This is a genomic window from Aureimonas endophytica, from assembly GCF_014642635.1.
Taxonomy (GTDB): domain Bacteria; phylum Pseudomonadota; class Alphaproteobacteria; order Rhizobiales; family Rhizobiaceae; genus Plantimonas; species Plantimonas endophytica.
The window spans coordinates 132735-147294 of sequence record NZ_BMIQ01000004.1 but is presented as its reverse complement, the minus strand read 5'-3'; the positions used below and the strand labels follow the sequence as shown (position 1 = coordinate 147294).

At 70.9% G+C, this 14560-nt stretch carries 10 protein-coding genes; 1 reads left to right on the top strand and 9 read right to left on the bottom strand.

Annotation, left to right across the window (positions count from 1 at the left end; all coding sequences use genetic code 11):
- A complete protein-coding gene (locus tag IEY14_RS14095) occupies window positions 1-1632 on the top strand; it encodes an ABC transporter ATP-binding protein (RefSeq protein WP_188909511.1) in 1632 nt (543 codons plus the stop codon).
- Between the two features lie 158 nt (window positions 1633-1790).
- Here IEY14_RS14095 and IEY14_RS14090 read toward each other — a convergent pair whose 3' ends face one another.
- From IEY14_RS14090 to IEY14_RS14050, 9 genes are all read right to left on the bottom strand, one after another.
- Window positions 1791-4160, bottom strand: a complete 2370-nt coding sequence (locus tag IEY14_RS14090) for a xanthine dehydrogenase family protein molybdopterin-binding subunit (RefSeq protein ID WP_188909509.1) — start codon at window positions 4158-4160, stop codon at window positions 1791-1793.
- A gap of 10 nt (window positions 4161-4170) precedes the next feature.
- Window positions 4171-4635: a (2Fe-2S)-binding protein gene (locus IEY14_RS14085; protein WP_188909507.1), complete on the bottom strand. Its 465-nt coding sequence runs from the start codon at window positions 4633-4635 to the stop codon at window positions 4171-4173.
- Window positions 4636-4646: 11 nt separating this feature from the next.
- Window positions 4647-5510: an FAD binding domain-containing protein gene (locus IEY14_RS14080; protein WP_188909505.1), complete on the bottom strand. Its 864-nt coding sequence runs from the start codon at window positions 5508-5510 to the stop codon at window positions 4647-4649.
- 17 nt (window positions 5511-5527) lie between these two features.
- On the bottom strand, window positions 5528-6541 hold the full coding sequence (locus tag IEY14_RS14075) for an ABC transporter permease (RefSeq protein WP_188909503.1): 1014 nt from the start codon (window positions 6539-6541) through the stop codon (window positions 5528-5530).
- Window positions 6534-7544: an ABC transporter permease gene (locus tag IEY14_RS14070; RefSeq protein WP_188909501.1), complete on the bottom strand. Its 1011-nt coding sequence runs from the start codon at window positions 7542-7544 to the stop codon at window positions 6534-6536. Before IEY14_RS14070 ends, IEY14_RS14075 begins: the two co-directional genes overlap by 8 nt.
- Window positions 7541-9088 carry a sugar ABC transporter ATP-binding protein gene (locus tag IEY14_RS14065; RefSeq protein ID WP_188909499.1) on the bottom strand — a complete coding sequence of 516 codons (1548 nt, stop codon included), beginning with the start codon at window positions 9086-9088 and terminating at the stop codon, window positions 7541-7543. Before IEY14_RS14065 ends, IEY14_RS14070 begins: the two co-directional genes overlap by 4 nt.
- A 22-nt stretch (window positions 9089-9110) precedes the next feature.
- Complete coding sequence (torT, locus tag IEY14_RS14060; RefSeq protein ID WP_188909497.1) at window positions 9111-10187, bottom strand: TMAO reductase system periplasmic protein TorT; 1077 nt, start codon at window positions 10185-10187, stop codon at window positions 9111-9113.
- Between the two features lie 111 nt (window positions 10188-10298).
- Window positions 10299-12260, bottom strand: coding sequence for a hydantoinase B/oxoprolinase family protein (locus IEY14_RS14055; protein WP_188909495.1), 1962 nt, complete (start codon window positions 12258-12260; stop codon window positions 10299-10301).
- A gap of 5 nt (window positions 12261-12265) precedes the next feature.
- The gene (locus IEY14_RS14050; RefSeq protein ID WP_188909493.1) at window positions 12266-14290 is read right to left on the bottom strand and encodes a hydantoinase/oxoprolinase family protein; all 2025 of its coding nucleotides are present in this window, start codon (window positions 14288-14290) and stop codon (window positions 12266-12268) included.
- Between the last annotated feature and the right edge of the window lie 270 nt (window positions 14291-14560).

Genomic DNA, 14560 nt, shown 5'->3' with positions numbered 1-14560 from the left:
ATGGACAGGCAGACGAACGAGACGGGCGCCGCCGCCCCGGTCCTGGCGCTGCGCGGCCTGAAGGTGAGCTTCGCCACGGAGGACGGCACGCTCGAGGCGGTGAAGGGGCTCGATCTCGACATCGCGCGCGGCGAGACCTTCGCCGTCGTCGGCGAGTCCGGCTCCGGCAAGAGCCAGACCATGATGGCGGTGATGGGCCTTCTCGCCGGCAACGGAAGGGCGAGCGGTTCGGCCGCCTATCGCGGCGCCGAGCTGATCGGCCTGTCCCCCGCCGCGCTCAACCGCTTCCGGGGCGCGAAGATCGCGATGATCTTCCAGGAGCCGATGACCTCGCTCGACCCGCTCTACACAATCGGCCGGCAGATCGACGAGGTGATCGCCGCCCATCGCCGGCTCGGCCGCAAGGCGCGGCGGGCGCGCATCCTCGAACTCCTGACCCTTGTCGGCATTCCCGATCCCGCCCGCCGCATCGACGCCTATCCGCACGAATTGTCGGGCGGCCAGCGCCAGCGGGCGATGATCGCGATGGCGCTCGCCAACGAGCCGGACCTCCTCATCGCCGACGAGCCGACGACGGCGCTCGACGTCACCGTCCAGGCGCAGATCCTCGCCCTCATCGCGGATCTGCGGCAAAGGCTCGGCATGGCGGTGATCCTCATCACCCACGACCTGTCGCTGGTCAGCCGCTATGCGGACCGCGTCGCCGTGATGCGGCGCGGCGAGGTGGTGGAGACGGGCGAAGCGGCGCGGGTCTTCGCGGCGCCCCGGCACGACTATACGAGAATGCTCCTCGCCGCCGAGCCGAAGGGCGAGAAGGCCCCGCCCCCGCCGGACGCGCCGATGGTGCTGGAGGCGGAGGGCATCACCGTCGACTACCCGCTGCGCAAGGGCTTTCTCGGCCGGGGCGGCGGCACGTTCCGCGCCGTCGACGGCGTGTCGCTGCGGCTGCGGCGTGGCCAGACGATCGGCATCGTCGGCGAATCCGGCTCCGGCAAGTCGACGCTCGGCCGCGCCATCCTGAAGCTGCAGCCGGCGGCGGGGGCGATCCGCTTCGAGGGCCAGGAGATTTCCGGTCTCGACAGGGCGGCGCTCCGCCCGCTGCGGCGGGAAATGCAGCTCGTCTTCCAGGACCCCTACGGCTCGCTCTCGCCGCGCCTGACGGTGGCCGAGATCGTCACGGAAGGGCTGCGCATCCACGCGCCCGAACTTTCCGCCGCCGAGCGCTTCCGCCGCGCCGGCGAGGCGCTCGCCGAGGTCGGGCTCGACCCGTCGACCCGCAATCGCTATCCGCACGAATTCTCCGGCGGCCAGCGCCAGCGCATCGCCATCGCCCGGGCGATGATCCTGAAGCCGAAGCTCGTGGTGCTCGACGAACCGACCTCGGCGCTCGACCGCTCGGTCCAGGCGCAGATCGTCGAGCTCTTGCGCCGGCTCCAGCGCGAGCACGATCTCGCCTATGTCTTCATCAGCCACGATCTCGGCGTGGTGCGCGCCCTCTCCGACCACATCATGGTGATGAAGGACGGCAAGCTGGTCGAGGAAGGCGCGACGCCGCAGATCTTCGGCGACGCGCGCGCCGACTACACCCGCAACCTCGTCGCCGCCGCCCTCGGCGAGGCGCCGAAGGACTGAGCGCGTCCTGGCGCGGACGGCTCCACCGCGTCCCCTCTCCCGAGTCGGGAGAGGGTGCCGGCAGGCGGGTGAGGGAGCCGTGGGGCACGGACGCCAGCACCCGCCACTCCCTCATCCCCCTGCCGGGACCTTCTCCCGACTCGGGAGAAGGCGGCGGCTCAGAGGGCAGCGCCTTCGCCATGCGGGCGCAGGAGGTTGGCCGCCCAGTCCGGCGCGATATGCGGCAGGTCGAGCGCTGCCTCGCGATCGAGGAGGAGGGCGAGGACGCGCGGCGGCGTCAGGGGCAGTTCCTGGACGCGCTTGCCCGTCGCCGCCGCCACGGCGCAGGCGATCGTCGCGCCGACATTGAGGATCGGCACCTCGCCCGCGCCCTTGATGCCGAGCGGCCCGCAGGAGGGCGCGCCCTCGTGGAGCTCGATCGCCACCGGCACGACGTCGCCGGCGAGCGGCAGGCGATAGGTCTCGAAGCCCGCCTGCCGGATGCGCCCGTCCGGGCCGACATCCGCCTCCTCGTGCAGCGCATAGCCGAGGCCCTGGACGACGCCGCCCTGGATCTGGCCGAAGATGGCGCGCTCGTTCAGCGCCCGGCCGACATCCTGCACGACCCGGTAGCTCAGCACCTCGACATGGCCCGTCTCGGGATCGACGGCGAGCTCGCAGTCGTGGACGGCGAAGACCGGGATGTCGAGCGCGTCGATGAAATGCCCGGCCGCGCAGCCGGGCATGGCGGGCGTGCCGAGCCGGGCGAAGGCGCCGGTGCCGCTGACCGGGCCGAGCAGGGCCTGCGCATGCGCCGCGACCTCCGCCACGGTTCGGCCCGACCCGCGGGCGCCGGCGATGTCGATCCGCCCCTCGGCCATTTCGAGATCCTCCGGCGCGACTTCCAGCATGTCGCCCGCGACCTTCAGAAGCTTGACGCGCACCTCGCGCGCGGCGGCAAGGCTCGCCGCGCCGAGCGACACCGTGGTCCGGCCGCCGCCGACGCCGACATCGTAGCCGGCGGCATCGGTATCGGCGGCGCGCACCACGACGTCCTGAGGTTTCAGGCCGAGCGTCGCGGCGACGATCTGCGGCAGGCCCTGCATCATCGAGCCGGAGCCGATCTCGACGCCGGAGGTGACGAGCGTCGCGCTGCCGTCGGCATTCATGTTGACGGTGGCGGCCGATGGACCGGTGAAGACGAACCAAGTGCCGACCGTTGTCGCGCGCCCGTAGAGCCGGCCGTCGCCGGGATCGCCCTTCGCCGTCGCGCTCGCGAGCCTCTCCATCGTCTCCAGCATCGGGCGCAGCACCTCGCCCTCGAAGCGCTGGCCGGTCGCGCCGAGATCGCCGTCGCCGAGCACGTTGCGGCGGCGGAATTCCAACGGGTCCATGCCGAGGGCGGCGGCGATCTCGTCGGTATGCCGTTCGAGGGCGAAGGTGTTGTAGACGCCGTTGCAGGCGCGGAAGGCGCCGTTCGGCGCGGTATGGGTATAGACGGCGCGCGAGACGAGCCGCGTCGCGCCCAGCCGGTAATTGCCGCCCAGCGTATGGGCGGTCATGGTGGTGAGGAAGATCTGCTCGCCGCCATAGGCGCCGCAATCCATCAGCACCACGGCCTCGCGCCCGGCGATCGAGCCCTCGCGCGTCACCGCCGAGCGGATGCGGATCTCGGCATTCTCGCGGAAGAGGCAGGTCAGCATCTCCTCCTCGCGCGTGTTGACGAGGCGCACCGGCCGGCCGCTCTTGCGGGCGAGAAGCGCGGCGAAGGGCTCGATGGCGCAGTCGAACTTCAGGCCGAAGGCGCCGCCGACCGGCGGCACGGTGACGCGCACGGCCGAGGACGGCACGCCGATCAGCCGCGCCACCGTGTTGCGCACCGTCCAGGGCACCTGGGTCGAGGTCTCGATATGGAAGCGGCCGTCCTCGAAGGTCGCGAGCGCGGCGCGCGGCTCGAAGGCGACATGGTTCTGGCGCCCGACGCGGAACTGGCTCTCGACGATCGTGACGTCGTCGCGCGCGAAGGCGGCCTCGACATCGCCGCGCGCCACCGTCGCCTCCCAGGCGACATTGCCGCCATGGGCGCCGCCCTCCAGCAGCACCTCGTAATCCGCCCAGCCGGGATGGACGAGCGGGGCGCCCTCGGCCAGCGCCTCGCCCATGGAGAGCACCGCCGGCCAGGGCTCGATCTCGACCTCGATGGCGGCGAGCGCCGCGCGCGCCGCGTCCAGGGTCTCGGCCGCGACGGCGGCGAGCGGCTCGCCGGCATAGCGCACGACGCCGTCGGCGAAGAGCGGATGGTCGGCGATGCCGATGCCGGCCCGGCCCGGCGCATCGGCGGCGGTGACGATGGCGCGCACGCCCGGCAGGGCGCTCGCCTTCGCCGTGTCCAGCCGGAGGATGCGGCCGGCGGGTTGCTCGGCGCGCAGCACGGCCGCATGAAGCATCGCCGGGCCGGCGCGGTCGATCGTGTAGCGGGTGCGGCCGGTCAGCTTGTCGCGCGCGTCGCGCCGGCGGAAATCCATGACCGCGTTGACGGCGTCGTCCATCGGCCCCTCCTCAGGCGGCGGCGTTGGCGGAGGCCAGCGCGACGGCCGCCTCGACGATGCGCTCGTAGCCGGTGCAGCGGCAGATATTGCCGGCGAGCGCGGCGCGGATCGTCTCGCGCGCGGGCCGGGGCTCCTCGGCGAAGAGATGGGTCAGCGTCAGCACCATACCGGGAAAGCACATGCCGCATTGCACGGCCTCGTGCGTCTCCAGCGCCGCCTGGACCGGCGTCAGGGCGCCCGGCGCCGCCAGACCCTCGATCGTCTGGATCTCGCCCGTCGCCAGCGCGGCCGGCGTCAGGCAGGACAGGGTCGGCACGCCGTCGACGAGCACGGTGCAGGCGCCGCAGAAGCCCTCGCGGCAGACGGGCTTGGCGCCCGTCAGGTGGAACTCGTCGCGCAGGAGGTCGATCAGCGGCGTCAGCGGCGGGGCGTCGCTGGTCCGGGCCTCGCCATTCACCGTCAGATGCAGCACCATCCCCTCCTCCCTCAGCGGGGCCCGAGCGCCGCGACGGCGCGGCGGACGAGCGCCGGCAGGACGCTGACCCGATACCAGCCGGGCGCCTCGATGCCGTCGCGGCCGGAAAACTCGTCCGCATGGGCGCGGGCCCGCTCGGCCGCCGCCGCCGGATCGAGCGGGCTGCCGCGAAGCGCCGCCTCGAGGCCGTCCCAGCGCCGCGCCACCGGCTCGACCGAGCCGACGGCGATCCGGGCCGCGCCGATCCGGCCGGCGCCGTCCGGCTCGATCGCCAGCGCGACCACGGCGACCGGATAGTCGCCGGCCTTGCGCAAGGGCAGGCGCGCATGGGCCGAGCGGATATGGCGCCGGGGCACCCGCACCCGCGTCAGAAGGCGCCCGGGCGCAAGGCTCGCCCGCCGCGCCAGGAACTCGGCGATCGGCAGACGCTCGGCACCCTGCCGGTCGGCGATCTCGACCTCGGCCGAAAGCGCCAGCAGCGCCGGCACGAGATCGGCGGCGGGAAAGGCGGCGGTGGCGAGATTGCCGCCGAGCGTGGCGGCGGCGCGCACCGCCGGATTGGCGGATGTGCCGGCGGCAAGACGCAAACCCGCGAATTCCGGCAGTCCGGCCAGCGCTTCGGCGAGCGCCGCGTGGGTGACGGCGGCGCCGATCGTCAGCTCCGTCTCGCCGACCGCGATCTCCCTCAGTTCGGCGATGCGCCCGAGCGCGACATAGGCCGGGCGCGGCGCCTCGTGGCGCAGCGGCGCGCGCATGATCCAGGTGCCGCCGGCGAAGGGCGCGCCCTCCGGCCCGCGCTCGGCCAGGGCGTCCAGCGCCTCGCGCAGCGTCGCCGCCACATGGAGGGACGGGGGAGCGGCAAGGGGGGCCGCCATCGCGTCGCGCCCCGCCCTCATCGCGCCGCGAGCCGCGCCCGGTCGAGCACGACGCCGAGGATCACGATCGCGCCGAGCACGACCATCTGCACATAGCCGTCGATCCGCACGAGATTCATGCCGTTGGACAGGATGGTGACGAAGAGCGCGCCGAGAACGGCGGTGCCGACCCCGCCGCGCCCGCCGGCGAGCGAGGTGCCGCCGACGACGGCCGCCGCGATCGCCTGGAGCGACAGCGAGCCGCCGAGATTGGGCTCGCCGGAGCCGGTGCGCGCCGTCAGCATGAGCGCGCCGAGCGCGGCGAGCGCCGAGCAGAGGATATAGGCGAAGGCGAGGATGCGCTTCACCGGCAGGCCCGCGACGGCGGCCGCGCGCGGATTGGTGCCGATGACATAGAGCGAGCGGCCGAAGACGGTGCGCGTCAGCGTGAGCTGCAGGACGAGGCCGACGACGAGGGCGATGGCGATGGCCGCCGGCACGCCGAGCACCGTGCCGCGATAGAGAAGGTCGGAGAAGAGATCCGGCACGCCCTGGACCGGGCGCCCGGCCGAGAGCGTGGTCGCGACGCCGATGGCGATATTGTAGCTGCCGAGCGTCGTGACGAAGGGGCTGACGCCGAGCACCGCGACGACGAAGCCGTTGAAGAGCCCGGCCGCCGCGCCGGCGGCGAGACCGGCCGCGAGACCGAGGAGAAGCACGGCGACGGGGTTCTGCCCGGCGCCGGCGGCCCCCGCCATGGCGAGGGCCGAGGCGACGGAGACCATGGAGACGGTGGGGCCAAGGGCGAGGTCGAAGCCGCGCGTCAGGATCACCACCGTCTGCGCCATGGCGAAGAGCGCGAGATAGCTCGTCTGCTGCGCGATGTTGAGGAGATTGGCGGGGGTCAGGACGCGGGCGTCGGCGAGGGCGAAGCCGACGAGAAGGAGGACCAGCGCGATCGGCAGGGCCGCCCGGCCGAGGCGCGCCGCGAGCGTCGGCCTATCGGCGCCCGCCAGCGGCGCGGCGGCGGGGGTGAGCTCGATGTCAGACACGGACCTTCCTCCGCCGGCTGAGTTCCTCGATCGCCACCGCCGCCACCATGATGAAACCGAGGAAGACCGGCTGGAGGCGGGAATCGATATGGAGGAGATTGAGGGCATTGCCGAGGATCGTGAGGAACAGGGCGCTCACCGCCACGATCTCGACCCGCCCGATGCCGCCACGCAGCGAAACGCCGCCGATCACCGCCGCCGCGATCGACTGAAGCATCATGCGGTCGCCGCCGAAGCTCGCCTGGCCGGAGCCGACGAGGGCGGTATAGAGGATGCCGGCGCCCGCCGCGAAGAGGCCGGACAGGACATAGGTGCCGACGACATGGCGCTCGATCGAAACGCCGGAGACGATCGCCGCGTCGGCATTGCCGCCGATGGCATAGACATAGCGGCCGAAGAGGGTGCGGCGCTGCACGAAGACCATGACGAGAACCAGCGCCAGCGCGATATAGACCGCCACCGGCAAGCCGAGGATCTGGGCGCGGCCGAAGCCCTTCACGAAGCTGTCGGGCATGCCGTAGACCGGGATGCCGCTGGTGATCATCAGGCCGATGCCGGTCGTCGCCGACATGGTGCCGAGCGTCACGACGAAGCCGGAGACCTTCAGCCGCGAGACGCAGAGGCCGTTGACGAGGCCGACGGCGAGGCCCGAGCCGAGCCCGGCCAGCGTGCCGCAGGCGATGACGAGCGCGTCGTTGCCCGGAAAGGCGAGCGCCGCCGCCGCCATGACCTTGGCCGCGACGACGCTGGCGAGCGCGACCACCGCGCCGACCGAGAGGTCGAAGCCGCCCGCGACGATCACCATCGCCTGGCCGAGCGCGACGATGGTGAGGAAGGAGGCGTTGCGCAGGATGTTGAGCACGTTCTGCGCGCCGTAGAATTGCGGCGAGGCGAGCGACATGCCGACGATCAGCGCCACGAGCAGCACCGGCAGGAAGCCGAGCTTCAGCCCGGCGGCGGCGGGGCCGCGGGCGGCGTTCTGGCGAAGGGCGATGCTGGTCATGCCGCCTTCCCCGTCATGTGTTCCTTGAAGAAGCTCGCAAGCACGTTCTGCTCGGTCTTCTCCGCGCCGGCGAGTTCGGCGGCGACGCGTCCATGATGCATGACGTAGAGCCGGTTCGACAAGGCGAGCACCTCCGGCAGTTCGGAGGAGACGACGATCACCGCCGCGCCCGCCTCCACCAGCCGCTTCATGAATTCGTAGACCTCGACCTTGGCGCCGACATCGATGCCGACGCTCGGCTCGTCGAAGAGAAAGACGGTGAGCTCGCGGGTGAGCGCCCGGCCGAGCATCACCTTCTGCCGGTTGCCGCCCGAGAGATTGCCGACGGCGCGCTCGATATTGGGCGGGCGCAGCTTCAGCTGCTCCATGATCGGCCCGATCGCCCGGCGCTCGGCGCGCTTGCGCAGGAAGCCGAATCTCGCGAAGCGCCGCAGGTCGAGCGCCGTCAGGGAGGCGTTCTCGCGGATCGGCCGGGAGAGCGCCAGGCCCTCGGTCACGCGGTTGGCGGGGAAATAGGCGATGCCGCCCTGAAGGCTCCGGCGCGGTTCCGGCGCCTCGTAGGGCGTGCCATGGATGCGCAGCCGGCCGCCGGCGATCGGCTCGAGCCCGTAGATGGCGCGCACCAGTTCCGACTTGCCGCAGCCGACGAGGCCGGCGATGCCGGTGATCTCGCCGGCGCGGGCGTAGAAATTGACGCCCGCGACGGTGCCGTCCGCCGTCGAGAGATTCTCGACATCGACCACGACGGCGGCGGGCGCGTGCCGGATGGTCGGAAACAGGACGTCGATGCGACGGCCGGTCATCAGTTCGACGAGCTCGCCATCGGTGACGCTCGCGGCGTCCAGGGTCCGGATGTGGCGGCCGTCGCGCAGCACGGTCACGCGGTCGGCCAGCGCCCGGATCTCGCGCATGCGGTGCGAGACGTAGATGATGCCGACCCCTTGCGCCTTCAGGCGCGCGATCAGCTCGAACAGACGGCCGGTCTCGCGCTCGGTCAGGGAGGCGGTCGGCTCGTCGAGGATGAGAAGGCGCACCTTGCCGAGCAGCGCCTTGGCGATCTCGGCCATCTGCTGATGGGCGCGCGACAGGTCGTCGACGCGCGCGCCCGGATCGAGGTCGAAGCCGAGCTCGTCGATCAGCGCCTTGGCCTTCCGGCGCATCTCGCCGGCCTTCAGCACGCCGCCCGCCGAGACCTCGCGGCCGAGAAAGAGATTCTCCTCCACCGTGAGGCTCGGCACCAGGGAGAATTCCTGGAAGACCGGGCTGATGCCGATGGCGCGCGCCCGCTGCGGCGTGAGGCCGTGAAGGTGCTCACCGCCGAAGCGGAAGCTGCCGCCATCCGGCGGGAAGGTGCCGGAAATGACGTTGATCAGCGTCGACTTGCCGGCGCCGTTCTCGCCGAAGAGGACATGGAGTTCGCCCGCACGCACGTCGAGGTCGACCGAGTCGAGGGCGAGAACGCCCGTGAACCGCTTCGTGATGCCGGCAAGGCGGAGCAGCGGCTCCGTCTCCTCGCGGGGCGCCAGGCCCTGGCTCTGCTCCATGCCCGTTTCCTTTCCGGCGTCCTTACTTGGCCTTGACCGTGTAGACCGGCGTCCAGTCGGCGGGCGCGAGCACGAGTTCCATCTTCAGCTTCGGCACGGTGGTCTTGTCGATCACCGCCGCTTCTGGCTGGACGAGGCTCATCACCGGCTTCTTCTCGATGAGCCGCACCGCCTGATCGATGGCGATGGCGCCCTCGCCCACCGGATATTGCGTGGCGAAGGCCAGGATATCACCGCGATTGAGCGCGTCGAGCATCGCCTGGTTCTCGTAGGACGAGATGATCTTCATGTCGGTGCGCCCGGCCTCGGCGACGGCGCCGGTCGCGGCCTCGGCCGTCGGCGCGGTGCCCCAGATCACGTTCATGTCGGGATAGGACTGGAGCGCGTCCTGGATGAGCTGGAGCTGCACCGCGACGCCGGAATCGCCGAACTTCTCGGCGAGGATCTTGGCGTTCGGATTCTTGGCGACGGCTTTCTTGAAGCCCTCGTTGAAGGATTCCGCCCAGCCCGAGCCCGCCGGTCCGGGGAAGGTGACGATGTTCAGCGCCTCGTCGGGCTTGGCTTGGGCGAGAAGGCCGTTGCCCGTCACCTCGCCCATGGCGACGAAGTCGACGGCATTGGCGGCGGGGGTCGCGTTCGGCGGCAGCGGGTTGGTGACGCCGACGACCGGCACGTTCTTGGCCTTGGCCTCGGCGAATTTCTGGGCGAGGCCGGCGCCCGAGATCGCGCCGACGATGATCGCATCGGCGCCGCTCGCCAGGCAGTCGTCGAACTGCGACAGCTGCTTGGGCAGGTTCTCGTAGCCGCCCGCCTCGTAGAGCGTCATGTTGACGTTGGCGGCCTCGGCCTGCTTGACGATGCCGTAGGCGACCGCCACCCAGAAGCTGTCCTTCATGTGCGGGAAGAGGACGCAGAGATTGTAGGCCTTCTCCGCCTTGCCGACCGGCGTGTATTCGGCCGGGGTCGGCGTGCCGGAGGAGGCGTCGAGAACCTTCATCGGGAACCAGTCGGCGGCCGAGGCCGGCAGGGCGGCGCTAAGGCCGAGGGCGAGACAGGTGGCGCCGGCAAGGGCGCGGGACAGGCGGCGGCGGAGAGGCATGGCGTCGTTCCTTCTAGGACGGGGAAAGTCGGGGCTTTGCAGGCGCATGCGGCAAGCGGCGGACGGCGACCGTTGCCGGCGCCGCCCGGAGGGCTCAGGGGCAGGGCGGCGTCAGGCCGGTGCCCATTTGGCGACGGAGCGCCGTTCGAAGACCTCGCGGAACTGGCGGGTCGATTCCGGCAGGACCTCGCCCGTGCCCCAGTCGAGGATCACGGCATGGCGGCGGATCGCGTCGAGCGCGTCGATCTCGCCGTCGCGATAGCGCCGGGCGACGCTTTCGGGATCGACCCGCGCCCAGCCGGCGCGTCCGGCACGGATCTCGGCGCGCAGCCGCTCGGTCGCCGCCGCGTCGATCGCGTAGTCGCAGAGCTCGGCGTCGATCACCCGGATCGCGACGCCGTAATCCTTGGCGGCGCGCTCCACCGAGACGTAGTCGTCCTTCACGTCCTCCAGCACCAGCGCCGGGTCGCGCTCCAGCGGATCGCCGAAGCCGCCGCCGCCGGCGGTCGGGCGGGAGAAGACGTCGTCCGTGCCGATCGCGACATCGGAGAAGATCGTGCCGAGCCGCTCCTCCTTCGTGGAGCCGGCGCGCGTCAGGGTCAGCCCGTGCGGGCTGGAGGGCAGGCCGCCCTCGATGCCCCAGACCACGGCCCGCTCGCGGTCGCAGATATAGGAGATGACGGTCTCCTCGGCCGCCAGCATGCGCGAGGTCTTCACCACGCCGACGCCGCCGCGCCATCGGCCGGGACCGCCGGAATCCTTCAGGATCTCGCATTCGGTGGTGAGGATCGGGTTCGCCCGCTCCTGGCCCTCCACCGGCTGCGCCATCATGCCGGTGCCGAAGCAGGCGGTGGTGACATTGGCGCCGTCCTTGCCGTTGCGCCCGCCCCAGCCGCCCGGCAGCCAGTCGTAGAACATGAAGATCGGCTTGTCGGACATGCGCGCGTCGCGCCCGCCGGTGAGGAGATATTCGAGGTTGAAGGCGCAGGCGAGCGCCCGTTCCGGCATGAGCTGCGACCACATCTCGTAGATCGAGTTCATGATCTTCTCGAAGGGCATCAGGAAGCCCGTCACCGCCACCGGCCATTTGGCGTCGACGATCGAGCCTTCCGGCGCGACGATCTCGAAGGCGCGGTAGAAGCCGGAATTCAGCGGCAGGTCGGGGAAGAAGGTCTTCATGCCGGCCGCCACCGCCGAGAAGGTGGCGCCGAAGGCGGAATTGTAGATCGAGCCGATCACCGGATGGCTGCCGGTGAAGTCGTAGATCGCCTTGTCGCCCTTGATCGTCATCTTGATGCGGATCGGGATCATGCCCTCGCCGCCGGCCGGGTCGCGGTCGATGAAGTCCACCGTCTCCCAGGTGCCGTCGGGCAGCGCGGCGATGCGCTGGCGCACGGCGCGCTCGACATAGTCCTGCACCTCGGCGAGTCCGGTCTCGACCGTCTGGCGGCCATATTTCGCGACGAGGCGCAGGATCTCGCGGCCGCAGACGGCCGTCGCCTCGGCCTGGGCCTGGATGTCGCCGATGATCGAGGCGGGATCGCGCGTGTTGGCCGCGATCATGTTGGCGACGTCGCGGCGCAGGACGCCCTTGTCGAAGAGGCGCACCGGCGTGATGCGCAGGCCCTCGCGGAACATGTCGCGGGCCGAGACGTCGAAGGAGCCGGGCACCGAGCCGCCCATGTCCGACCAGTGGCCGTTCGACTGGGCATAGGCGATGATCTCGCCATCGGCGAAGATCGGCCGGACGAGGCGGACGTCGGAGAAATGCGTGCCGCCGGCATAGGGGTCGTTGATGGCGAAGACGTCGCCCTCGTGCATGTCGCCTTCGAAGGCCCGCATCACCGCCTTGCAGGTGAAATGCAGCGTGCCGACATGGACGGCGATGTCCTGGTTGCCCTGCGCGGCGCATTCGCCCCGGGCGTCGTGCAGCCCGCTGGAGAAGTCGTGATTGTAGATCACGAAGGAATAGCAGGTCCTGAGGATCTGCTCGCCCATCTGGTCGACGCTGGTGATGAAGGAGTTCTTGAGGACCTCGAAGGTCACGGGATCGAGCGTCTGGTCGCCGGCCATGGTCGTCAGCCCTTCACGCGGATGATGATGTTCAGATATTTGTCGACCTCGGCCACGGCGCCGGGCGGGACGACGGTGGTGGAATCCACCTGTTCGACGATCGCCGGGCCGGCGAAGTGGAAGCCGCAGGGCAGGTCGTCGCGCCGGAAGACCGGCGTCGCATGCGCCTCGTTCTCGAACCAGACCTCGCGCCGCCCGACCGGCTCCGGCACGATGCCGGTCGGCTCGTGCACGGCGAGCTCGGCCTTCGGCACGGTGCCGATCGCCTTCAGGTTGACGCGGAAGAAGCTGACCGGCGCGTCGTCGCGGCGGAAGTTGTATTCGCGCTGATGCTCGCGGTGGAACTCGTCGACGAGGCTGGCGATCGAGGCGATCGGGCGCGGCGCGGAGACGGCGAGCGAGCGCCACTGGCCGCGATACATCATGTCGATCGAGCGCTGGAGCACAATGTCGCCGGGCGCGACGCCCTCATGGGTCAGGCGGTCCAGCGCCTCCTTCTCGATGCGGGCGAACTGCGCCTCGATCGCCGCCGGATCGGCGTCCGCCGCATCGACCATGCAGTTTTCCGAGAAGTCGTGCTGCATGTCGACGAGAAGGCAGCCGAGCGCCGAGGTGACGCCCGGATTGGGCGGCACGATCACCGCCGGGATCGCGAGTTCGCGCGCCACGTCGACGCCGTGCAGCGCCCCCGCCCCGCCGAAGGCGACGAGCGCAAAGTCGCGCGGATCGTAGCCGCGGCTGATCGAGATGAGGCGCACCGCGTCCGACATATTGGCGTTCGCGACCTTCAGGATCGCGTCGGCCGCCGCTTCCGGCGTGAGGCCGAAGGGCTCGGCGACGCCTGTCGCCACCGCCTGGCGGGCGAGCGCCGGGTCGAGCGTGACCTTGCCGCCGGCGAGGCTGGTGCCGAGCCGGCCGAGCGTGACATTGGCGTCGGTATTGGTCGGCTGGGTATTGCCGTTGCCGTAGCAGGCGGGACCGGGATTGGCGCCGGCCGATTGCGGCCCGTTGCGTAAAGAACCGGCCTCGTCGGTCCAGGCGAGCGAGCCGCCGCCGGCGCCGATCGTCAGCACCTCGATCGAGGCGAAGCGGATCGGATAGCCGAACTCGATATACCAGTCCTTGGTGACGCGCGACTGGCCGTCATAGGCGAGCGAGACGTCGGTCGAGGTGCCGCCCATGTCGAGGCCGATGGAATTCGGGAAGCCGCAGAGCGAGGCGATGTGCCGGCTGGCGATGGCGCCGGCGGCGATGCCGGAGCCGGCGAGGCGCGCGGCGAAATCCTTGACGCTGGCCGGGGTCATCACCCCGCCGCCGGTATGGAGGAGGAGGAGATCGCGGCTGTAGCCCTCTTCCGCCAGGCGCTCGCCGAGGCGGCTCGTATAGGAGACGACGACCGGGCTGACGGCGGCGTTCGCGACCGTGGTCGAGAAGCGCTCGTGCTCGAAGATCTCCGGCAGCACCTCCGAGGAGACCGAGACCGGCACGTCCGGCATCGCCTCCTTCAGGATGTCGCGCATGCGCCGCTCGTTCGCGCCGTTGAGATAGGCGTTCATGAAGCAGACGGCGATCGCCTCGACGCCGCGCTTCTTCAGGATGCGCGCCACCTCGCGCGCCGCCGCCTCGTCCAGCGCCTCGACCACGGCGCCCGCCGCGTCGACGCGCTCGGGCACGGTGAGCCGGTCGCGGCGCGGCACATAGGGCTTCACGACGTCCTTGTAGACGTCCCAGAGGTCCTCCTTGTTGGCGCGGCGGATCTCGATCACGTCGCGGAAGCCCTTGGTCGAGACCATGGCGGTGCGCGGCAGGCGGCGGGTGATCAGGGCGTTCGTCGCGACGGTCGTGCCATGCGAGAAGAGCGCAACCTTGGCGAGATCGATGCCGGCCTTGCCGACGCCGCCCATGATGCCGTCGATCGGATCGGGGGTCGAGGAGGTCTTCTCGATCCGAATGCGGCCGGTCTCCTCGTTCATGATGCAGATGTCGGTGAAGGTGCCGCCGACATCGACGGCGACGCGAAGGTTCTGCAAGGCGGCGTTTCCCTTGTCCGTTCGACCGACAGGCGGGGCGGCCCGCGCGGACGCGCAGCGCCGGGGCGGCGCGAGGCCACCCGCGGCCTTGCCGGCCGGTCGGTCGATTTCTTGAGGTTCCGAAAGGGATTAAACGAGCTTTTCCGCCGCTTCTCTTGACGATCTGCGCAGGAAAGCTTGCGCATCCGCGCATAGGACGCCCAATCGCTAGGCTCCCCGACGAGCTGCATCTTTCGCGGTCATCAACGGGAGAAGAGAGCTTTTGACTCA